The organism is Rickettsiella endosymbiont of Xylota segnis, assembly GCF_964019545.1.
Taxonomy (GTDB): Bacteria; Pseudomonadota; Gammaproteobacteria; order Diplorickettsiales; family Diplorickettsiaceae; genus Aquirickettsiella.
Window position 1 is genome coordinate 1,017,534 of record NZ_OZ026451.1, and the last position, 20,682, is coordinate 1,038,215.

At 35.1% G+C, this 20,682-nt stretch carries 22 protein-coding genes; 3 read left to right on the forward strand and 19 right to left on the reverse strand.

Annotated elements, in window-relative coordinates:
• Nucleotide 1: 1 nt before the first annotated feature.
• The 12 genes from AACL18_RS04710 to AACL18_RS04765 form a co-directional block, all read right to left on the reverse strand.
• Nucleotides 2–298 (reverse strand): TrbG/VirB9 family P-type conjugative transfer protein, encoded by a 297-nt coding sequence (locus tag AACL18_RS04710; protein WP_339049623.1) that lies wholly within the window; start codon nucleotides 296–298, stop codon nucleotides 2–4.
• Nucleotides 291–983: a type IV secretion system protein gene (locus tag AACL18_RS04715; protein ID WP_339049624.1), complete on the reverse strand. Its 693-nt coding sequence runs from the start codon at nucleotides 981–983 to the stop codon at nucleotides 291–293. Before AACL18_RS04715 ends, AACL18_RS04710 begins: the two co-directional genes overlap by 8 nt.
• A complete protein-coding gene (locus AACL18_RS04720) occupies nucleotides 980–1,975 on the reverse strand; it encodes a type IV secretion system protein (protein ID WP_339049625.1) in 996 nt (331 codons plus the stop codon). Before AACL18_RS04720 ends, AACL18_RS04715 begins: the two co-directional genes overlap by 4 nt.
• 10 nt (nucleotides 1,976–1,985) lie before the next feature.
• Entirely contained in the window at nucleotides 1,986–2,327 is a 342-nt protein-coding gene (locus AACL18_RS04725) for a hypothetical protein (protein WP_339049626.1), read from the reverse strand.
• Nucleotides 2,328–2,511: 184 nt separating this feature from the next.
• The gene (locus tag AACL18_RS04730) at nucleotides 2,512–3,213 is read right to left on the reverse strand and encodes a type IV secretion system protein (RefSeq protein WP_339049627.1); all 702 of its coding nucleotides are present in this window, start codon (nucleotides 3,211–3,213) and stop codon (nucleotides 2,512–2,514) included.
• On the reverse strand, nucleotides 3,207–5,633 hold the full coding sequence (locus tag AACL18_RS04735) for a VirB4 family type IV secretion/conjugal transfer ATPase (RefSeq protein WP_339049628.1): 2,427 nt from the start codon (nucleotides 5,631–5,633) through the stop codon (nucleotides 3,207–3,209). Before AACL18_RS04735 ends, AACL18_RS04730 begins: the two co-directional genes overlap by 7 nt.
• A gap of 5 nt (nucleotides 5,634–5,638) precedes the next feature.
• Complete coding sequence (locus AACL18_RS04740) at nucleotides 5,639–5,935, reverse strand: type IV secretion system protein VirB3 (RefSeq protein WP_339049629.1); 297 nt, start codon at nucleotides 5,933–5,935, stop codon at nucleotides 5,639–5,641.
• Nucleotides 5,936–5,981: 46 nt separating this feature from the next.
• The gene (locus AACL18_RS04745; protein ID WP_339049631.1) at nucleotides 5,982–6,308 is read right to left on the reverse strand and encodes a TrbC/VirB2 family protein; all 327 of its coding nucleotides are present in this window, start codon (nucleotides 6,306–6,308) and stop codon (nucleotides 5,982–5,984) included.
• 64 nt (nucleotides 6,309–6,372) lie between these two features.
• A complete protein-coding gene (locus AACL18_RS04750; protein WP_339049633.1) occupies nucleotides 6,373–8,088 on the reverse strand; it encodes a type IV secretory system conjugative DNA transfer family protein in 1,716 nt (571 codons plus the stop codon).
• Nucleotides 8,072–8,716, reverse strand: a complete 645-nt coding sequence (locus AACL18_RS04755; RefSeq protein ID WP_339049635.1) for a hypothetical protein — start codon at nucleotides 8,714–8,716, stop codon at nucleotides 8,072–8,074. Before AACL18_RS04755 ends, AACL18_RS04750 begins: the two co-directional genes overlap by 17 nt.
• A 558-nt stretch (nucleotides 8,717–9,274) precedes the next feature.
• Nucleotides 9,275–9,817 (reverse strand): GNAT family N-acetyltransferase, encoded by a 543-nt coding sequence (locus AACL18_RS04760; RefSeq protein ID WP_339049636.1) that lies wholly within the window; start codon nucleotides 9,815–9,817, stop codon nucleotides 9,275–9,277.
• A gap of 5 nt (nucleotides 9,818–9,822) precedes the next feature.
• Complete coding sequence (locus AACL18_RS04765) at nucleotides 9,823–10,935, reverse strand: MFS transporter (protein ID WP_339049638.1); 1,113 nt, start codon at nucleotides 10,933–10,935, stop codon at nucleotides 9,823–9,825.
• Between the two features lie 274 nt (nucleotides 10,936–11,209).
• Between AACL18_RS04765 and AACL18_RS04770 the strand changes: the two genes are divergently transcribed.
• The gene (locus AACL18_RS04770) at nucleotides 11,210–11,731 is read left to right on the forward strand and encodes a winged helix DNA-binding protein (RefSeq protein ID WP_339049640.1); all 522 of its coding nucleotides are present in this window, start codon (nucleotides 11,210–11,212) and stop codon (nucleotides 11,729–11,731) included.
• Nucleotides 11,732–11,773: 42 nt separating this feature from the next.
• Here AACL18_RS04770 and AACL18_RS04775 read toward each other — a convergent pair whose 3' ends face one another.
• Both AACL18_RS04775 and AACL18_RS04780 read right to left on the reverse strand, forming a co-directional pair.
• The gene (locus AACL18_RS04775) at nucleotides 11,774–12,346 is read right to left on the reverse strand and encodes a hypothetical protein (protein ID WP_339049642.1); all 573 of its coding nucleotides are present in this window, start codon (nucleotides 12,344–12,346) and stop codon (nucleotides 11,774–11,776) included.
• Nucleotides 12,347–12,368: 22 nt separating this feature from the next.
• Entirely contained in the window at nucleotides 12,369–13,001 is a 633-nt protein-coding gene (locus AACL18_RS04780; RefSeq protein ID WP_339049644.1) for a response regulator, read from the reverse strand.
• Between the two features lie 226 nt (nucleotides 13,002–13,227).
• Between AACL18_RS04780 and AACL18_RS04785 the strand changes: the two genes are divergently transcribed.
• Nucleotides 13,228–14,421 carry a styrene monooxygenase/indole monooxygenase family protein gene (locus AACL18_RS04785; RefSeq protein WP_339049645.1) on the forward strand — a complete coding sequence of 398 codons (1,194 nt, stop codon included), beginning with the start codon at nucleotides 13,228–13,230 and terminating at the stop codon, nucleotides 14,419–14,421.
• A gap of 27 nt (nucleotides 14,422–14,448) precedes the next feature.
• A complete protein-coding gene (locus tag AACL18_RS04790) occupies nucleotides 14,449–15,093 on the forward strand; it encodes a hypothetical protein (protein ID WP_339049647.1) in 645 nt (214 codons plus the stop codon).
• On the opposite strand, the gene AACL18_RS04795 is transcribed toward AACL18_RS04790, so the two are convergent.
• The 5 genes from AACL18_RS04795 to AACL18_RS04815 form a co-directional block, all read right to left on the reverse strand.
• Nucleotides 15,090–15,452 carry a hypothetical protein gene (locus AACL18_RS04795; RefSeq protein WP_339049648.1) on the reverse strand — a complete coding sequence of 121 codons (363 nt, stop codon included), beginning with the start codon at nucleotides 15,450–15,452 and terminating at the stop codon, nucleotides 15,090–15,092. The genes AACL18_RS04790 and AACL18_RS04795 overlap by 4 nt on opposite strands.
• The gene (locus tag AACL18_RS04800; RefSeq protein WP_339049649.1) at nucleotides 15,442–15,966 is read right to left on the reverse strand and encodes a winged helix DNA-binding protein; all 525 of its coding nucleotides are present in this window, start codon (nucleotides 15,964–15,966) and stop codon (nucleotides 15,442–15,444) included. Before AACL18_RS04800 ends, AACL18_RS04795 begins: the two co-directional genes overlap by 11 nt.
• Before the next feature lie 665 nt (nucleotides 15,967–16,631).
• On the reverse strand, nucleotides 16,632–17,693 hold the full coding sequence (locus tag AACL18_RS04805) for a methyltransferase (RefSeq protein WP_339049650.1): 1,062 nt from the start codon (nucleotides 17,691–17,693) through the stop codon (nucleotides 16,632–16,634).
• A 227-nt stretch (nucleotides 17,694–17,920) separates the two neighbouring features.
• Nucleotides 17,921–19,834: an asparagine synthase (glutamine-hydrolyzing) gene (gene asnB, locus AACL18_RS04810; protein WP_339049651.1), complete on the reverse strand. Its 1,914-nt coding sequence runs from the start codon at nucleotides 19,832–19,834 to the stop codon at nucleotides 17,921–17,923.
• 11 nt (nucleotides 19,835–19,845) lie between these two features.
• Nucleotides 19,846–20,679, reverse strand: coding sequence for an aminotransferase class IV (locus tag AACL18_RS04815; RefSeq protein ID WP_339049653.1), 834 nt, complete (start codon nucleotides 20,677–20,679; stop codon nucleotides 19,846–19,848).
• Between the last annotated feature and the right edge of the window lie 3 nt (nucleotides 20,680–20,682).

Consider the following 20,682-nt stretch of genomic DNA (forward strand, 5'->3'; position numbering starts at 1 on the left):
ATTAGTCTTTGATGCGGCCAAAGGCCTTGATAAACAGATTATTTTTAACCGATACCGCTTGCCACGCTAAGCTATCGCCAATAGGTATACTTTGTACTTCCTCATCTGCAGCAAATACTATTTGCGTCTGATAACCATAATGTCCGTGGATAATAACCACGTTATTCGGATCATAGATAACTGTTTTAACATGTCGATCCGCTGCAACCTCCCGCGGAAGCAAAGCTGCTTGCACCATGCTATGGCCCATGGTAATGATAAGAGTAGACAATAAAAGAAAAATAATTCGTTCACTCATGACGGTTCTCCTCATTTAAATTAACCGGGGTCACTTGGTAATAAATCACCGTAAACCCGAGCGGATTTCTATCTAATTGAACTTGGGTTGCTTTAACCGATTGATAGTGCCATTTCACAATCGCTTCTTCATACGCCACTTGTTGCGCATTAGCCGCTTTATCACGCAATTGCTTTTCAAAACGAATGGCCGCCGTATTTTCATTTAAACGTGAAATGGATAGTACGCGTACGATAATAGCCTTATCTTTTCCATATTTCCGATACGGGGAAGTCAATACATTGCTATCCACTTCCGCATCGTATTGTTTTCGGATCACGACATCCGATTGAGCCCAGGCTAATTGGTAAGGAATTTCTAAATTATCGCTATCATAGCTTTCTCGATTGATGACATAGTGTATGAGAAAATAACGTGTCATCTGCCAATTAGCCGTTAGCTGCGTAGGTTCTAGTTCACCCAGCTTGGTTATTTCACCCGTCGCGTTATTAAACGTATACAGGTAAGGTACTTTTTGTTTGAGTGGGATCAAACAAGTCAGAATGATTAATGTAAACAATAAACAAAGTAATAATCCTATATTTCCAATCAACGAATAACGTAACCAAATGGCTTTGCTATAATAAACGTCATAACGCCAATCCGCAGCTGCTTGATAAAATGCTTCTCTATTATTTGTTTTCATTTTTTTCCTTGCTCTACGGCTGCATTGACGGTTGATTTTTTTTGACTCGCTGCTTTAGCCATTGCATTCCCTAACGATTTAATTCCTTTTCCAGCCAAACGCCCTACAGTATTCATTCCCGTTGTTCTGAGAGTAGAACTCACCATACTGCCTACTTGACCTAAAGCGGCCAACGTAAGCCCACCACTTAAACTGCTTGCAATCGGTAAACTTTGTTTTAATAAAAAAGCAGTCACTAACGACAAGCCGCCAAACAATCCCATGGTAAAAAAATCCGGAGTTCCTTGTGCCGCTTGGCTATTTAGGTCAGGTAAAACCAGCTCCATCACCGACAACATGAGTGATAAAATACTGGCTGTTACAATAGGGATTAATGCGAAATTAAATAATTTTCTCAGCCAACTGACAAACCAACCACGGGTTGATTCCCAAAGAATAAAAGGTAGAAAAATTGGGCCGAGCGCTAACGCAATGGCCATCGCGAGCTTTGCGTAGATTAAAAGCCCTAGCGCCGTCAAACAACATACAAAAGTAAAAGCAAATATGAAAATACTACAGAAAAAAAGCTTAATTCCTCCACTAAATGATTTTTTTGCAGCTTCCATCCCTACGCTGTAAACATGATTTAAGGCTTGTGCAATCGTTTCACTGGGAGCCAGTTGATTCGACGCATTAACCATCACTTGGGCGATGTGACCAGGTTCATTCGTAAAAAGGTTATAAACAAACAGATAATATAAAGACCAATTGGTAATTAATCCATAAACTATGCATAGAACAATTAAATGTCGGCTAATAGTGCTGAAATCAGCACTCAGGGTATGCATAGTAAAACGATAGCCTAGCAATAGGATATAGAGTGTACACAACAGCAAGAGTGTACTGTTGTACTGTACTGCTAACTGCAGATAGACCGTTTGGACATAGTGGCCAATCACACCATCTACCGCCGTTAACGTATCCGTAATAAAACTCTGAACAGAGAGTATCATTTTATTTGCTCTATAACAGAGAAAATGCTTTTATTTTTTTCCAGAAATCAGGATCTCTAAAATCGTTTAACGTCGTACTAACAGGAATAAAATGCCTATCCATTAAGCTACGGTAATATTTTTTTGTCCAACATTCACATTTATTTTTTAAGGATAAATTTTGTTTGGGATCGATGAAATAGTGAGCGCATTCATTGATAGGCTGACCATCTCCTTTTAAAAAGAAATCTTCATCCATCGCGCGAATTATTTTCTCATCCACTAAAGGATTTTTATGACTACATGCTGCTAAAAAAGAAAAACTGGCTATTAAAACACTGAATAAAATAAATCGTTTGTAAAGTACTGGCATAAATAGCTCCTTTTACCATGAATTAATTTTTGTTTTTGTGCCACAAAAAGTAGCGTTTGCATCACAAGGCGCCTTTAATGGTGTGTTCGCACAACTAGCTAGGCATAATGCTGAGAATAAGATGAGTATGCTTAATAAGTGATTAGGTAAATTTTCCACTGTTTTTTTCTCCTTTTTTTCATTTTTATTTATAGTTTGCATTAAGAAAATGGGCATTCTGTACAGCCTCATTCACTTCTGCTTGCGCATCAATGGCGTGTTGCTGATTAATAAGTGCTAACTGACGCAACATTTCCAACTGAATTAAATTATTCTCCAGTGTAAGGCGACTTTCTAAATCAACTGATTGTTTTAAGGTAGCCGTTGTTCCAATCTGCTGGCGTAATTGATTGGCATAGTTAATCTGATCTTGAATTTTATCGTAGCTCAATTGACTCGCCGCTCTAGCGGCTAAAGCAGTCTTAGCTTTTAAGGCATAATATTTTTGATCCATTTTATTCGGATTCACGCTGTTATACAGTTCGGTTGCTACAGGGAATTCTTCAGCTAATGAACGCAGCGTTCGTCCTAATTGACTATTATTTCCGCCGTTTCCCGCCATACTTAAAACAGAACCCCAACGATCAGTGTTTTCACCCCAAGATTGATGATCGGTAAATTGCCAATACGCCCATTCTGATTGACCCGATACGGCATCTTGTATTTGGTGAGTTAATCCTTGTATCGTATTTTGAATACTCGAAATTTGTAATTGATAGCCTTGGATTTGTGCTGCAATATTGACTAAATCACTAATAGCATCGGCATAACTAGGAAACGATAGAATCATTAAAAAACTAAGAATTACAGTTTTGTAAATACAGTGATTTTTAATTGGGTTTAGCATATGCTTTTCTCCCTCTTTCTGCGTTGCTGAAAAATAGGTAGCCAAATCTTTGGATCATCTCCTACTTCAGCACGAATAGTATCCAATAAACTTACGGTTTCTTGTCGTCCAGAAATAATGGCAATTTCATCTTCTAATCCTTTGAGATTAACTCTTAGCACAACCGATTCCTTGCCACGACCGTAATTCAATAAAAAATAATGACTGTCATCGGGTAAGGTTTTTATTAACTCAAATTCTCGCTCTGTTAAACCGAAACCGTCGATATAGGTTTTTCGATCGGCCATAGGATTAGGAAAAAAGATCTTACACGCAGCTGCTTCGTTAATCGGTGCTTGAATGGATGAAACAGATGTATCCTGTGCCGCTTGAGTGGCTAAGCCAAAAAAATTATTTTTCTTGCGGGGTGTACGCGATAAATCATTGATAATATTTTTGAAATAGTCATCTTGTAGCGCTAACCAACCTTCATCGAGAAAGATCATGCCGCGTTGACCTTCGAGTTGCTGACTGAAGCGATGCAGTAGATACATTAACGAAGGTGTTTTACACACTTCATCTTTTAAAAGATGGCTTAAATCAAGGCCGATAACATCAGTATTGTATTGCTGTTGTTCAAAGCAATCGCTGACATTATCAAAAACCCAAGCCTGTTCACGATGACTGTGCCAACATTCAAATCGTGCACGCAGCGAACCTGGACTATTTTTACCAAAAAATGGCGCTATATGACAAAACTGTCTTTCTGTTGAATTTAGCCGATATATCCCTGCGATAGTATCTTCGATGATTTTTATTTCCTGTTCATCGAGAGGCTTATGTTGAGATTTTAGAAGTTGCTTAAAAAGACAGAGTAAGAAAGTACGGTTTTCTGATGTATCCTCCAGTTGGCAAGGATTAAAACCGGTAGGCTTCCCTGGTTTTAAAATTTCATAAACGCCGCCTAACGCTCTGACTAAGATTTCTAAGCCGCGATCTTTATCAAAGATGACGCGTTTCCCGCCAAATTTCATACTTTGTGCGATAAGGAGCCCCACTAATACGGTTTTACCACTGCCGGTGGCACCCACAATTATAAAATTTCCAACATCTTTAGTATGAAAATTAAAATAAAAAGGGCTGCCAGAAAGTGTTTCTAAAACAGTGACCGCGTTACCCCAGAAATTACCTTGCTTTTGACCTAATGGGTCATTGTGCAAGCTAGCAAAGGCCGCCATATTTTTTGTTGAGATTTCCGCTGCCCGAACAATATAGGCAAAGTTACCCGGACATTGCGCCCAGAAAGCACATTCGCAACCGACATCTTCGCGAATGCACACGATATCTCGATCGGAAAATAAAGCAATTATTTCACCTACGTGTTGATTTAACTGTTCCTGACTGTCGGCATAACACATCAAACTAAAATGATGTTGGCCATAACCCGCATCACCACTTGCAGCTTCTTCAAAGGCTTCATCGATTTGCTCTGTTTGACGATTGGATTCTTCTTTTGTTTGCTGCATATCTTGCTGTTGATCGCGTAAACGAGTTTTAGCCAAATAACGATCATAAAATCGAAATGATTGTGTGACGGTGTATTCCATGCGTAGTGAATTTAAACTATCTAATAGGCCCTGATACGTCATCGCTGGATACGCCTTGATAGACAATGCGGCAGCAAATTGTTTACTGTGATCGCCTGCACGGCATTCGATAGTTCCTGAACGATGATTAAAAAATAAACGTTTCCTCGCTAAATAAATCGACGCATCTTGCGCCGCTAGCGGTACAGCCTGTCGATCGTAATTAATAAGCTGATCCACAAAAGCTAATGGTTGCGAAAAATAAAGCTCACCCTTTTGATAAACAGTTAATAGTTGCGGTTGATAGTCAGATAAGACTTGTAATACTTTTTGTGTGGTTGCTTCAAGCGCTTGATAGGTTTTAGCCAATTGCTGTTGTTGTGCCTCTTTATCAGGTTGATGGCTTAATTTGCTAATCCAATTAAAACCTTGATTGATAACACCCGCTGCCGGTTTAGTAACGATTGCTAAATAAATCGCATTCTGAAACAGTGAATTCCTATTGATTTGCTCTCTATATTTTTCATTCAACTGCTGAGCAAACCCTGATTTAAATTCACCATCTGGATACTCAGTAGTTTGACGACGCAAGGTCCAGAAATAAACCGCGTATTCAGAAGAAAAACTTTTTAGTAAACTATTGCGACGATTTTTATAGGCATCTAAGTCCGCTTCACTTTGCGTGAGTCCATTGATCCCAGCTAGTTGAATAATTTGAATGAGCTTGCCACTTTTTTCGATCAAGGTATCGCTATTGTAGTGTCCTAAGATATTAATATGGCGTGAAGCATTGGCTTCATTTCTTAGTAAGCGGTTTGGTAGAGGATTTTTTTGTTTTATCTTTTTAGCAAACATATATTTCACCCCGGCTGATAACTATTTGTTCCACCCCAAAAACCACTGTTCAAAACCGGTGGCGTTTGTGTGAAAAATTTCAACCATAAACGAAAAAAATGCAGATCTTTCGTTGCAAGTCGAAATAAAACTAAATGAAATAGTCCAAATAGAGGAATACCCATTAACGTATGCAGATCAATACAAATCAAAATATTGATACCTAGATTCGCAAAGAAAAAACGTATCGGAATTCCCATGAACAACGGTGGACGTGTTAAAGCCAGTGCGAGCGGATCGACTTCGAGTGGGTAATCTTGCATATTAATTCCCTCTAAACTTATTATTTTTCTTCAAATACTTTACTATTTACGAAAAAAAACTACGTAATGCTAAAGCAATAGCAGGCGCACCAAATGTTACAGAAATACCTAATAAAGTATAAAAAAAGTACTTCCATTCCACATAATGACCTACACACAATAATCCCACCCCCATAACAGCGAGTGTAGCGATGGATAAGCCTGTTGCACCCAACATAGCATCAATCGCATAATGAAGACCTTGATTAACTGGAGTATCTCCACCACTCGCCCAGCACAGCGGAGAAAATACAAAAAGAAGAACGATAAAATCAGTGAATTGAAATATTTTTTTAGCGCTTCCACATTGCATATTTTTATTCGAATAAAACATAATTATTATGCTATTATTTTAACTTATTTTCTTCAAAAAATCACTATAAAAAAGCTGTTTTTTATTATTTTGTAAAAATAATTTTTACTTTTTCTTGCTGAAATTTATTTACTTTACTGATGTAAAAAGCTTCTCCTGGCTGCAATGATTGCTTAATTTCATCTGGATGAATAATAAATGATTTATTACGTTTTACACTGCCCATTCCCGTTGATGCGTCCTCGCTGATCTGTGCCGTAATATCAAACCCATCTTGCGTCCCTACCCAACTCGCAACAGTTTCTGCGCTTTCATGATCATTCAGTCGATGACAGATCAATGTGTTGACACAATTTAATAGTTGATTTTCAAAGTTAATATCCACTCGTTTCAAATCCGCTAAACCTTGTGTGCCAAAAATTGCATGAATACCTTTGCCACGACCCATATTCACCAAATTCAATACTTGTTCTCCTGCGAATACGGAGAATTCATCAAAAACAGTAAAAATAGGTTGTTTTGAATCTAATCGATCAATCACGGCTTTGATATCATTGATAATTAATTTACCTAAAACCTTAGCAAAACTTGGAAAACGCAACGCTGGTAAAGCAAAATAAACCACACTACCTGATTTGATTATCTCTGCTAAATTAAAGGTATTGTTTGTTTTTTCAAAAAAAGATCCTAATTCAGAATGTACTAACAAATTTAAATGGGCTTGTAATCCAGTAATATCTTTAGCATCATAGCGTTGTAAACGCTGTACGCGTGCTTTAAGCGATTCATTAGCAATAGAACGTGTTTTGAGGGCTAGTTCTTCGTATTCTAAACAATTGACTATGGTTTTTAGATCAAAATCTTCCTTTAGTGCTAGCAGCACTTCAAAGGTAGTTTGCAAATAATCTTCGGCTATTGAGCGATAATAATCATTCTCCCAGTGATCTTTTAAACTAATGAGTTTGTCTTTGAGCTCTGTATAGCCGCCATGCGCTAAAGGATCATAATGGTGATACTCCGCACAGTTAAATCCATAAAAACTACACTGATAATGCTGGGACCTTTTTTGAATCCAGGCTATATTTTCTTCCGTGGGTTTACCATCAATAATAATCAATGGATAAGCTTGCTGTAACGCACGTTGATAGAAACGACGTAGCGTAACCGTTTTACCACCACCTGTCGTACCTAATACCAATACCATTTGGTTAACTGCTTGATCGGGAATAATAACCGCTTGATGAGTGGTAGAAACACCTAATAATGTTCCGTCTATGTTTTGTTTGCTTTGTTGAGTAAAGTGCTTATACCAACACTGAAATTGAGTTTTCCAATGGCTGGGGGAAGAGAATTCCTTCCCACGTTGAATGGCTCTTAATTCCCATTCATGTGTTGAATTAGGAATCCATTCGATCATGCCTAATAAACCAGCAAACAATAACGGAAACCCCAGTAAATAATAAAACGATTGCTGGTAAACAACTATGAATGCCGCTTTTAAACCTTGATTAAACAAAGTTTTCCAAAAAACAAAATGACTAATAAAACCAAGATGAATGATTTCAAAAAAAGAGTGTGTTAACGGTGCTTGCAGCTCAATCAATAAAACACTAAAAAGAGCTAATAGAATACCCAGCAAAAAAATCTGCCAAGCAGGATATTTTAAACCTCGAATAAGAATCAGAAATAGGATTAAGCCTAAGAGCCCCACAACCCATTGCCACACAAAGCAAATTCCAATCAATAGGCATTGCATAGCTTCACGTGGTCGGTGTAGAAAACCATCATTTTGCATTGACATGCGAATCTGCTGGTTGCTTTTCTAGAAATTCATTTAACGAATGGATTTTGACAAATGGCATTGCCTTAGCAGCCTCCTGCAATCGCGGCAACATACTCTGCCTACAAAAATACCAAACCTCCTGTAATGAGAACTGAGCAGCATAGGTTTTTAAAATAGTCTCTAAGCGTTGCTTACTCTTGCAAGAAAGTTCTACCTCGATAGCAACTTGTTTACCATCGGGAAAAACCAATATTCCGTCCGGTAGATGTCCCTGCTGGCCCACACCCAATTTATATTTATCATGCTTTAACTTCCGCTCGCTGATCCATGTTGTATCCGGATAAAAAATCCTTAACTTTAGATATAGATTTAATAAAGCGAGATCATGATGGTAGTTGGCCAATGGCACTCGATGTAAGGGGGGTAATGAAGTAAAACGTGAACCCGTTTGAGTTAAGCGAAATAGGCCATGTCGACGATAAAAAATCCGTTCATGTTGTAACAGATTATGGCGTATTAATTTATTAACTATTTGGTAGTTACGCGGTTTTCGTAAAGCAAAACGTTCGTTAATCTGGGGTATTTCACAGAAACCAAATTCATTAATAAATTGTAAAATGGCTACATCACGCGATGTTAATTTCAAAAAGAATCTTCCTAATTATTCTTATAATTAAAAAGTGGACCCCATTTTACGAAAAGAAGCAAGTTATTTAGAATAAAAAATTAAATCAAAAACAGAAGTTATCCACATGAGGGGATTCCTCAAAAAATCCAACGATTGTGGGTAACTTCTGTCCTTCCTTCAGTTTTATTATTATTATTTTTCACTTTTTATTTTCTAATTTATCTTCGCTCACCCGCCCAATAGCCATGACCTCAGTTTTACAAGACTCGAAGAGACGATGGAAAAGTGAGGTCATGGCTAGTTTTCACCGCGTGAAATGGGCGGGGATTCCCGGTATATCAAGTAAAAAGGTATTTGGAGTCTACTCTAATTGAGTTATAGAACTCAGTATAGGCCGCAATTTCAGCCAATAAGTATGACCTAATTTTCAGACAATTTCAGGATCATCGTAGTAAGTATAGTCTCCTACGAGAATGTTTGGATTCTTCACAATATTCTTTAAAAAGCACAGTCGAGTTATATCAGCCAGAGGAAATTTAAAATTTGGATTAATCATATTCTCTTTTTTCTTGTAATTCACTCGCTCCTCCGGTTCAATCGATATAAAACATGTCGACTAAGAGGGCTATTTTTTGGTAGCTTTGGGTGATCAAAATCGTCTTGTGGATTATGATGCATGCCGATCTTTTCCATTACCCTGCGAGATCTTATATTGTTTTCTGCTGTAAATGAAACAACCTCTTCTAACTTCAATGTAGTAAAAGCAAAATCGATTACGGCTTTTGCAGCTTCGGTTGCATAACCCTTCCCCCAGTGTTGAAAACCTAAGCGCCAAGCAATTTCAACAGCAGGTGTGAAATGCGCCTCAATTGAAGGAATCAACAACCCAACAAAACCTATAAATTTACCATTTGATCTTAATTCCATAGCATATGCAGTAAAACCATACTTTTCATAGTGATTATTAAAAAGTTGAATTAAGTTTTTTGTTGCAACTCGATCTCCAATTTTAGGCAGAAATTCACAAACTAAAGGATCTTGATTAATCGCTGACATGGAATCAAGATCTTGTTCTTTCCAAGTTCTAAGTATTAAACGCTTTGTTTTTAAGATAATCATAGGCTTTAATTCGATAAATGTATGGTATTGGCTAGTAGACTTCCCAAAAATCCGAATAAATTCATGGCACTAGAAAATACAGCTACTTTAATACCTGTAGAAGCATTAGATGATTCTATCGCTTTACGATGCAAAGTATAAAAAATCAGGCCTGTGCTCAGCATAAATAACGATAAAAAGAAAATAACTATTTTGAATTGTTTAGGTATTAATACAAAACATAATGCAGTCAAGATGGCAAAAACAGTACTCATCCTTAAACCTTCTCGAATAACTTGATCTAACTTAGAAATGAAGCAACGAATAAGATTGGTGCCGATAATAAAACCAGCATAACTTATAGCTTGTAAGCATCCAAACAGGATTATACTTAAGCCTAGCCAGTGAATGAGATAAAATGGACTAAGTGTATCCCATAGCATCATAGCGGCAAACAAAATACAAAAAGGCAACGTATAAGCTAAGAACCTTTTGTTACTCAATACCGATTTATAATCTTTTATTATCTTAATCCAGGAAATACGCTTTCCAGTCATTTTAATGACCGTTTCAGGCATGCTTATAAATAATAAAAAAATAGAGATACAGGCAATGGCGGCTAAAAGAAAAAATAACCCTCTCCAATGCAGCCAGGTTAATAAAAAACTTCCTACTAAAGGACCAATTGCCGGAGATAAGACGGTTATGCTGCCCATCCAAGCTAAAGTTTTAAGCACTTGCTCGTTATTCATTAATTCATGAATCGTGGCATAGCCGGCTACTAAAATGCTACTTACAACACAACCTTGAATAAAACGAGCTAATAAAAAAATTTCAATAGAGTTCGTGATTGCACATAACAAGGTGGCTAGAATAAAAAAAGCACCACCCATTATCAAAATCTTTCTACGGCCTAAGTGATCTGCTAATGGACCTAAAATAACCTGTAAACATGAAGCACCTAAAAACCAGATAGCTACCGTTAATTTTGCTATATTAGCTTTGATAGCAAAGGTGTGACTAATTTGCGGTAGTGCCGGTAAAATCATATTGGTAGCAAAGTATAATGGCAATTCATATAAAATTAAGGCAATCGGGAAGAGCCAAGGCATTTTGCTTTTAGGATTAGATGGTTTCATGTTATAAAGCCTTAGAAGTTATTCCATTGTATTTTTTAGAACTTCCTTATACTTTATTTACTTAACATATCAATGTATCTTTTTTTTGTTTAATTTTCTATAGGAAATATAAGCATTTGCTTCCTATTTTAAAGTATTATTCATTTTTTATATGGACAGAATGAGATTAGAATAAAGTGCTTGTAATTTGTGAAATGATTTTCTATATTACGGCGATTAGATAATTTTTTAGACAACTATTTAGATTTAGCTTCCTTTCACCTGTAATGATTTTATGAATAATTTAGTCGATAAGACCTGGCATTTAGCAAAAAATGAAGAAGAAACTAAATTAACGGATTTTGAATTTCAGCTTTGGCGCGTGTTTTATGGATTTACCCGCTGGCAGGAAGGCTGTGAAAGGGTTGCTAATCAAACGGATCTCTCTGGAAGTGAGTTATCTCTTCTACATATTATTCGAATGAAAGATAGGCCTAAAACTATTAGTGAATTAACCCGTTTATTAAATCGAGGTGGCAGTGCTTTTAATATAAATTACAGCATTCAGAAACTAATTAAAAATGGCTTAATCCGTAAGCTAGTGGATGAAAACAATAAGAAGGCCTTTTCTTATGAGATTACAGAAGAAGGTATTAAAAATACAGACGCCTATACTGCACTTAGGAGAAATATTTTAATTGCACTTCTTAAGAAGAAAAAAGGATTAAATTTAGAACAATTTACAGATACATTATCCGAACTTATTGCTCTTTATGAAGAAGCTGACCGAGCAGTTCTTGCTTATTATGGCAATTAATAAATTTTAGATAACTATAGATAGTCTTTTAAACACAACCTCTTATACAGAAATCGCTTTCAGTTGAATTGTTTGTTCTTTTACGGTGGTATTAAGATCAAACTCATAACAAATTTCATTAAATTCAAATCCATATATCTGTTTGACTCTTTCTGTTTGACCAAGATAACCCTTCATTAATTTATAAAGAATTAAATCATTTTTATTTTCCTTAGCAATGCAAAAATGAATTTTTGAAAATCCTAATTCAATGACTCTTTTAGATACAAATTCAAAGAGTAGTTTTTGTAAATTACTAAATTTATATTTATAGGCAACGTAAATAAACTGTATTTCTGGATATTTATTAACAGTTACATCCAAAGTAATAAAACCTAACAGGAAATTTCCTTGTACTGCAACATAACTAATTTTATTTTTTTTATTTAACCAGGATTTCCATTTATGTATAAAAAATGAACGGTTTATTTTTTCAAAAATAGTATTATCTATATAGCCATTTATTGTTGATTTCCATGAAGTATGATGGAGCTTAGCAATACTAAGTGCATCGAGTGAAATTGCCTTTCGTATATGGATCTCATCCCTATTCAAGCTAAATTGAGTATTTAGCATAAATGAAAACTCTTACTTTACCTCAAGAAGAAATAGTCATTTTTTTATTGATATAATAATCCATTAAATTTTTTAATTTTTCTTGAGAAATAGGTTTTGTAACAAAAGCATTAATACCTGCATCTATGCAGTCTTGATAATTTTTCTTATCACTAAAAGCTGTTAATGCAATGATTGGTAAATTTTGATATTCAAGTCGTCGAATTTGGATAGCAGCATCGATACCGCTCATACCAGGTAAATTGATATCCATCAATATAACATCATACGTAGTTTCACTAATCTTATATAATGCTTTTTCTGCGCAATCTACTAATTCAACGTGATACCCTAAATTCTCAAGCATTCTTTTATGTACGACTTGTATAATTGGAGTATCTTCTACTAGTAAGATTTTAAAAGGATATGTATTAAGCGATATAGTATTTACTTCATCATGACTGTTCTCTGTAAAATTGATCTCTTGCACTAAGCCTGACCATCGATTAATAAAGTTTAATATGCCTTGAGCACATTTCTTCAAATCTTGTAAATAAATCTTTTGATTAGAAACAAGCACTTCCTTATCCAATAGTACGGCTAAGCCAAGCATGGTTTTCAGCGGTCTATGTAGTTCCTGTTTTAGCTCGTTTAAAGTAATAGATGATGTAAGCATTTTTATTATATCTCCTTATTTTTGTTAACTTTGAAATTATTTAATACTTTGCTTATAAATTATAAGCAATTTATAAGCATATTACATTAAACTTTTAAGGCAAAATAAGGTGATTTTCTTAATTTTATGTAAGAAATTATCTATACTTTATTAATAAATTATTAGAATACTTAAAATTTTGTTACACTACCCCCAATAAAAAAACCTAATATTTAGAAAAAATTTAATGCGTAGTATTTCAATTATTGGTGCTGGACAAGCGGGACTACAACTAGGAATAGGACTTTTAAAGCTTGGTTACAAGGTATCAATTTATACTCGTCAAACTGCTCAAGAAGTATTAAATGGATTTATTTTATCAAGCCCTAGCATGTTTCATTCGGCTCTACAAAATGAACGCAACCTAGGTCTTAATTTTTGGGATAAAACATGTCCTAAGAATAAAACGGTAACCTATACCCTATCTAAACCAACTAAACCAGAAATAACTATCAATTGGCGAGGAAAAACATCCCAATTCTATCAAGCTATTGATCAGAGACTTAAATTTTCCCGTTGGATGGAAGAATTTACCCGATTAGGAGGTCAACTTATCGTTCAAATGGTTGAAACTCAAGATTTAAATCATATTATACAACATCAAGATTTAACCATAGTTTCGGGTGGGAAAGGTGAAATTAGCCAATTATTTCCAGTAGACAAAACCCGATCAAGCTTTAATAAAGTTCAACGAGTACTTTGTTGCTTATATGTTAAAGATGTAGAACCAATAACGAATAGTCAAGGAGTTAGAGCGAATGTCATTCCTGGTATTGGTGAGTACTTCATCACTCCAGGTTTAACACTAACAGGTCCTTGTGAAATGATGTTATTTGAAGGATTGCCAGGGTGCCCTTTTGATTGTTGGAAAGATATTTTAAACCCTGCTCAGCGTTTAGAAAAAGCATATGAATTATTGAAAAAATTTGTTCCCTGGGAAGCAGAATTATGCCATAAAGTTAAATTAACGGATGAGAAAGCCACTCTTCAGGGAAGCTATATCCCAATAGTCAGGAAACCAACATTTTGTTTATCACCTGGTAAACCCTTGTTAGGTCTGGGGGATTCTATTTTATTAAACGATCCCATTGGCGGCCAAGGGGCTAATAATGCCAATCACTCAGCTACTTTCTATCTGAATAAAATTAAAGAACATAAGAATCAATTTTTTAATGAAAAATGGATGCAAGAAACTTTCGAAGATTATTGGAAACAATCTGCTCAATGGGCTACAAAATGGACTAATTTAATGTTACATCCAACAAAGTCATTTGCATCTTTACTTAAAGCAGCTAGCCTTCAACCTAATGTTGCGAATTGGCTAGCCGATGGATTTAATACCCCAGAAAAAATATTGGCCGAAATAGAATATAAAAAATGAAAAACAAAAGAGTAAAAATAAAAAACTATGCTAATTAACAATACTTCATGGACTTTGGATAAATTATTAGAAAACAATAAAATTTTTATTAGTGAATATACCAATAATAGACTTATGAAACTAATAAAAAGCGATGATATGCAAGAAAAAAATACAAGAAAGCGTTTGCTAGATTGTATCCAAGTTTTCTCTGATTATTTTCAAAAAGTAGTGATGTTGCGTTATGTTTTTTGCGATAATTTTAAATTTTTGACGGTGACTCAGTTACATTTAACTGAAGAATATGGTCATAATATTTCTTTGAAACAAGATCGAAATCATAGACCCTCCATTTGGGATCCTATATTGGAGTCAACCAGCAGCTGGTTTGCTTGGAAAATGCTTACTTTAGATGAAGAAGAAAAAACCGTTTTAGTGCACCTTGTTTTAGAGGCTAGTGCTCAGCTTTTTTTCACCCAAGCTCATCAAATCATGGCAAAATATCAAGAAACTGAATATTTTAAGATTCATTTTGATGTAGATGAAGAACATGAAAAAATGGGCGTTAATCTTTTAAAAGAACTCACTACTGAAAAATATCAGCGATTACAAAAGATACTTTATCAAGGATGGGATATTCTTAATACTGCCTGTAATCAAATTGCGTTAATAACACAACAGAAATCTTTTTAAGAAAATAGCAATTTACCAGTTTTAGATAAATAGGTTAAGCATTCAAAATGTTTTTCTATTTTTCTTTCTAAGTCTTTACGAGGAGAATAATCAATAGGATTTCCTCTGCCTAGAAGTAGCCAAGTTATAGAGATGTTAAGTGCAATACAATATTGACTAATGTAACTAGCACCAATTTTATGTCGCCCAATTTCATGTGAATTATAGGTGCTTAATTTAAAGTTAAATTGCTTTACAAAGGCTAATCGAGAGCGATAACCACGTGCGATTCGAGCTATTTGCAATCGAGCTGCTATTTCATAAGTTTCTTTCTGAGGCGAAAGAAAATATTTATTCATCTGAAGCTTTTCATTTTCCATAGTAAGCTAATACTGCTCGGTCAGCTTCTTCGTAAAGAGCAATGAGTTCGGATAACACACTCGTAAACTGTTCTAGATTCAATTCTTTTTTCTTCTTAAAGAGCTCAATTAAAATATTTTGCCTGAGTGCAGTATAAGCATCTGTATTTTTAATACCTTCTTCTGTAATCTCATAAGAAAAGGCCTTCTTGTTATTTTTTTCATCCACTAGCTTACGGATTAAGCCATTTTTAATTAGTTTCTGAATGCTGTAATTTATATTAAAAGCACTGCCACCTCGATTTAATAAACGGGTTAATTCACTGATAGTTTTAGGCCTATCTTTCATCCGAATAATGTGTAGAAGAGATAATTCACTTCCGGTTAGATCAGTTTGATTAGCAACCCTTTCACAGCCTTCCTGCCAACGGGTAAATCCATAAAAAACGCGCCAAAGCTGAAATTCAAAATCCGTTAATTTAGTTTCTTCTTCATTTTTTGCTAAATGCCAGGTCTTATCGACTAAATTATTCATAAAATCATTACAGGTGAAAGGAAGCTAAATCTAAAGTTGTCTAAAAAATTATCTAATTGCTGTAATATAGAAAATCATTTCACAAATTACAAGCACTTTATTAGCAATTTACTTTATATTTTTAAAGATAATTAATTCATGAGGAACAGGGCTCTATTCCCCTTAATAATTTGAACCTATTTAATAGAATGGGTGTTAAACTTTCAATTCGAGATATTTTCACCTCTCCAACTTTAAAATAACAGACAAATTTTATTCAATCATTACGAAATCAAACAATTATTAAACCTAAATCATTTTCTACTCCCTCCCCTATAATCACCCTTCAAGCTCAGGAAAACCAGTCACCATTATTTTTGATTCATCCGTGGTACTATTTTCTTGTATTCGTGGTTAGCCAAAGCTTTAAAAAAGGTTCGTCCTATTTCTAGCATTGAACTTGAAAAACCCATATTTGATAGTATTGAAGAAATGTCCAACGCATAAAAAAGATACAACCAGCGGAAATTATTTAATCGGTGGTGCCTCTTTTGGTACTACCGTTCCTGTTGAAATAGCACATAGCTTCACAAAACAGGAGATAAAACCTCATCTATCATTTTCTTTATGTCTATGAGAGACTGAAGTCGAGAAAGCCTCTAAATTTTCAATTCCAGTTAAATACCCTATTCTTTCATTGCTTCAATAATACAAATGCCGAAGTGAGCAGGAAGTACATGCTTCATCGTCAATCCAGAAGAAGAAATAATTTGCTCAAATTCATGATGTTGTCTTTCTTGTCCGCTACCCGAAAGAAGCATCATACCTAAATCATTAAATTTACTATACGATGGCATGTTCATTCCAGGAATAATCATCTCTATAATTAATAATTTGCCATCCTTCGGAATTGCGCTCGCAATATTCTTCAGAAGCCTTGAGGATTGCTCATTATCCAAACCGTGCAAAACATGCTTAAGAATGTAAATATCACCACCTGATGGAATAGCGCTAAAGAAATCGCCTCCCTCAATTTTCACTCTATGGATAGTTTCGTCATTTCCCCAGAGACTCTTTGCTGCTTCAGCAACAGAAGGTAAATCATACAAGATACCCTCAACCTTTCTATGTAATTTCAATATTGCTTGTAACAATCCTCCGTGACCGCCTCCAATATCTACAACAACTTTTATATTAGAGAAGTTGTATTGATCTGCAATTGCATAATTAGTCAATGATGAAAGACTTGTCATACCAGCATTAAATTCATTTTCAGTCTCTTCATTTTTTTTAATATAAGGAAAAAACTCTTGACCAAAATTCTCTGAAAAAAATGGTTTTCCCGTCCTTACTGTGTAAATCAATCCACCCCATGTCTGCCAGTGCCAATCACTGCCACACATAATTGCTAAATCACGTATCGAATTAGGAATATCAGATCTTAACGTTGAGGCTAATACTGTCATCCTGAAATTTTTTTCAGCTAATTCCTCAAATATTCCAATGCTTGCTAATGCGCGCATAAGTCGATATAAAGAACGCTCGTCAACATTAAGTTTTTTTGCTAATTCTTCTGTAGTTTCAGATCGATCAACAAGAAGGTCAGCTATTCCTAGTTTTGCAGCAACATAAACTGCTGCAGAGTAAGCTCTTCCAGAAATTATCTCATGAATTTTTTCAAAATTTGAAAGATCAGGAGCTTTAGTCACTAAGCTTTCCTCATGAGCAATGGATGTTATCGTATTCAAATCAATCTCCTTTTGATAATGTTCCAAATAATTGCGTTAGAAGTATTTCTGTGCCTAAAAATTTGGTATTGAAAGTTTTTTGGTTGTATCACACGGTAAATGCATAAATTTCACAAGCTCTATTTTTAAATCTCTTTAATTAAAATTGACTACCTACTTAATGCACTCATCTAAACATATCATAACTGAACTACATTGGCGTTTCTATAATACCCTTTAATCCAGGATTAGGTGAGTTTATAGTGATCAGAAAGAATCACCATGCTAGCCAAAGAAGTTAGGGTATAGCTTAATTCAGCTTTTTCACTAATAGGTAGATCTTTAGCTTCTTTAGCATAACCAATGAGCGCAAAAACTTTTTGTTTGTCATAAAATGGAATGTTATCAATTCCATCAATTATGGTTGATTTAATAAATTGATACAATTTATTTTGCGGCATAATTTTAAGAGGAGGTGCTTGAAACATAAATTTCTTACGCTTATAAATTTCATCTGTTACAAATGGCTTAACTGCTTCACGTAACAAATGCTTTTCAATACCTCCTTTGATCTTCATAATAGTGGGAATTTTAGCAACTAAGTCAAATAATTCATGATCTAGAAATGGTTGTCGAGACTCAATACTATTTGCCATTTCAGCACGATCTCCAATCCAATTGAGCATAGTATTGGGGAAAAATGATTTAATCCATGTGTAACTGGAGATTTGAACATTATCAAAATTCTCTAGTTTATTTTGGATATTCAATGAGTTTACGAAGTTCACATAAGGATTATAAAGAGAAAATTTTTCCTTTATTGAATCGCTGAGAATATTACGATGTTTCGCATTGAAGTACCCCTGTGTTGTAAACCAGCTGGGAATGTGATTTAGTGAAGATCTGAATTCGGCTAGTGCTTTAGGGAAAAACTTATCTGAACGGTTTAGCGGAAGCTGTCCCAACAATTTTTGTTTCTCAGATTCAGATAGTTTGAATGAGGTATTGATAGAATTGTCTTCGCTGGCTTCAATCATTGCACCAAAATAACCAAGAAACACTTCATCTGCTCCTTCTCCTGACAGTACTGCTTTGTAACCTTTTTCACGAGCGAACTTACTTAGAAGGTAACGTGCGACCCCCGCTGTATTAGGCATTGGGAAACACGTTTGCTTGACTACCTTTTCAAAATTATTGACCATATCATCTTCTGAAACAAAAACCGTATGCAATTTAGCATTGGTGTGTTTCGCTGTTCTTTCTGAAATATCAGACTCGTTTACACGTTCATCGCCAAAAGCAATAGTAAACGCGTCCATTTGCATATTGCTATACTTCGAAGCAATACCTAATAAAGCAGAAGAGTCAATACCACCACTTAAATAACAGCCAACAGATATATCTGCTTTCATTCTAATGGTAGTTGCTTCAACAAGTTTTTGTCTGATTAATGCAATAGCATCTTCATAATTAAATTGGTTATCCGAGTGATAATTTATATCCCAATAGGATTGCATATTACGCTCACCCTGTTTGATTGATAACACGTTAGCTGGCGCAACTTCGTGAATTCCTTGGAATAAGTTTTTTGAATAAGGTAAACTTAAGTGCGTGTAATCATAAACAGTTTCATAATTCCATCGATTATTAGTTATTTTAAGATCTAATAAAACTGGTATTTCTGAACTAAAAAAAATAAAATCACCCTGTATTGCGTAATACAATGGTTTAATACCGAATCGATCACGCACAGCGAACAAAGCTTTTCGCTTATTGTCCCAAAGCACAAAAGCAAACTCCCCTCTCAATCTATTAATAAAATTAATGCCATATTCCTCATAAAGGTGCGGTATTACCTCAACATCACAAGTAGTTTTAAATTGATAACCTTTTAGCTCTAGGTCTTTTTTTAGTTCAGCAAAATTATATATTTCAGCGTTGGTGATGACTTGGATAGAGCCATCAGTATTAGATAATGGTAGTTTGATATCTGACAAATCATTAATACTAAGTCGCGTTTGTCCAATACCTACTTTACCATCTGGTGAGATCCAATATCCTTTCTGGTCAGGACCTCTATGCGACAATGATGATAGCCCATTCTTAATGATTTCTTCATTTACAGGTTTGCTGCGAGAAAAACAGCCAAATAGTCCACACACAAATCACCTCATTATTTATTTAATAAGTTGTGATACAGCATACTAATTAAATCAAAACACTTGCGATCTCCAGCTGAGAAATAATTTTCTATGGAAGCAACACGCTGGATACCAATTAATGTATTAGTAAGAAAAACTTCGCTTCCATGTTTTAGATCACTTAAGGATATAGAACATTCTTTAATAGTAATGTTTTTCTTTAATGCATTTTTTAAGATTACTTCTCTAGTTATACCTGGCAACAAGCCATCACTAATTGGAGGAGTGCAAATTATATTATTTTTCACAACAAATAAATTAGCAATAGTTGATTCAGTGAGAAACCCTTTCGAATTAAGAAAAATGGCATCATCAAACCCCCTTTGATTCGCTTCATGTCTAGCAAGGACATTATCAAGGTAGTTAAGTGATTTAATTTGTGTTATAGGTGAATTTTCATTCCGCTGACTCGATGTGATGACTATATCTATATCTTGCTTCGGAGGTGACCATGGTGCCATAGTGATGAAATAATTGGGCTTCAATTCAGGGGAAAAACCAATGCCTCTACAGCCTTCCCCACGTGTAATGGTGAGGCGAACACTCCAGCGCGTTTGCTGGCTATTTTGTGTATTAATCAACAGATAGATTTCTTTCAAGAGCTGATCTTTTAAAAACGGTACTGGAATATATAATTTCTTTAGGCTACTAACCATGCGTTTCCAATGAAAATCAAATAAATGAATTTCACCTTGGGAAACACACATCGTTTCAAATAATCCATCAGCTAATAATAAACCACGATCAGAAAGGCTTACTACTGCCGATTGCCTATCAATCATCTTGCCATTCACAATTACTTGCATTAG

Coding starts and splice junctions, on each gene's coding strand:
- AACL18_RS04735 (WP_339049628.1), bottom strand. CDS start 5,633: ATGTTTGCTAAAAAGATAAAACAAAAAAATCCTCTACCAAACCGCTTA.
- AACL18_RS04775 (WP_339049642.1), bottom strand. CDS start 12,346: ATGCTAAATACTCAATTTAGCTTGAATAGGGATGAGATCCATATACGA.
- AACL18_RS04710 (WP_339049623.1), bottom strand. CDS start 298: ATGAGTGAACGAATTATTTTTCTTTTATTGTCTACTCTTATCATTACC.
- AACL18_RS04715 (WP_339049624.1), bottom strand. CDS start 983: ATGAAAACAAATAATAGAGAAGCATTTTATCAAGCAGCTGCGGATTGG.
- AACL18_RS04725 (WP_339049626.1), bottom strand. CDS start 2,327: ATGCCAGTACTTTACAAACGATTTATTTTATTCAGTGTTTTAATAGCC.
- AACL18_RS04790 (WP_339049647.1), top strand. CDS start 14,449: ATGCTAATTAACAATACTTCATGGACTTTGGATAAATTATTAGAAAAC.
- AACL18_RS04720 (WP_339049625.1), bottom strand. CDS start 1,975: ATGATACTCTCTGTTCAGAGTTTTATTACGGATACGTTAACGGCGGTA.
- AACL18_RS04730 (WP_339049627.1), bottom strand. CDS start 3,213: ATGCTAAACCCAATTAAAAATCACTGTATTTACAAAACTGTAATTCTT.
- AACL18_RS04785 (WP_339049645.1), top strand. CDS start 13,228: ATGCGTAGTATTTCAATTATTGGTGCTGGACAAGCGGGACTACAACTA.
- AACL18_RS04745 (WP_339049631.1), bottom strand. CDS start 6,308: ATGTTTTATTCGAATAAAAATATGCAATGTGGAAGCGCTAAAAAAATA.
- AACL18_RS04815 (WP_339049653.1), bottom strand. CDS start 20,679: ATGCAAGTAATTGTGAATGGCAAGATGATTGATAGGCAATCGGCAGTA.
- AACL18_RS04800 (WP_339049649.1), bottom strand. CDS start 15,966: ATGAATAATTTAGTCGATAAGACCTGGCATTTAGCAAAAAATGAAGAA.
- AACL18_RS04780 (WP_339049644.1), bottom strand. CDS start 13,001: ATGCTTACATCATCTATTACTTTAAACGAGCTAAAACAGGAACTACAT.
- AACL18_RS04765 (WP_339049638.1), bottom strand. CDS start 10,935: ATGAAACCATCTAATCCTAAAAGCAAAATGCCTTGGCTCTTCCCGATT.
- AACL18_RS04740 (WP_339049629.1), bottom strand. CDS start 5,935: ATGCAAGATTACCCACTCGAAGTCGATCCGCTCGCACTGGCTTTAACA.
- AACL18_RS04760 (WP_339049636.1), bottom strand. CDS start 9,817: ATGATTATCTTAAAAACAAAGCGTTTAATACTTAGAACTTGGAAAGAA.
- AACL18_RS04750 (WP_339049633.1), bottom strand. CDS start 8,088: ATGTCAATGCAAAATGATGGTTTTCTACACCGACCACGTGAAGCTATG.
- AACL18_RS04795 (WP_339049648.1), bottom strand. CDS start 15,452: ATGGAAAATGAAAAGCTTCAGATGAATAAATATTTTCTTTCGCCTCAG.
- AACL18_RS04770 (WP_339049640.1), top strand. CDS start 11,210: ATGAATAATTTAGTCGATAAGACCTGGCATTTAGCAAAAAATGAAGAA.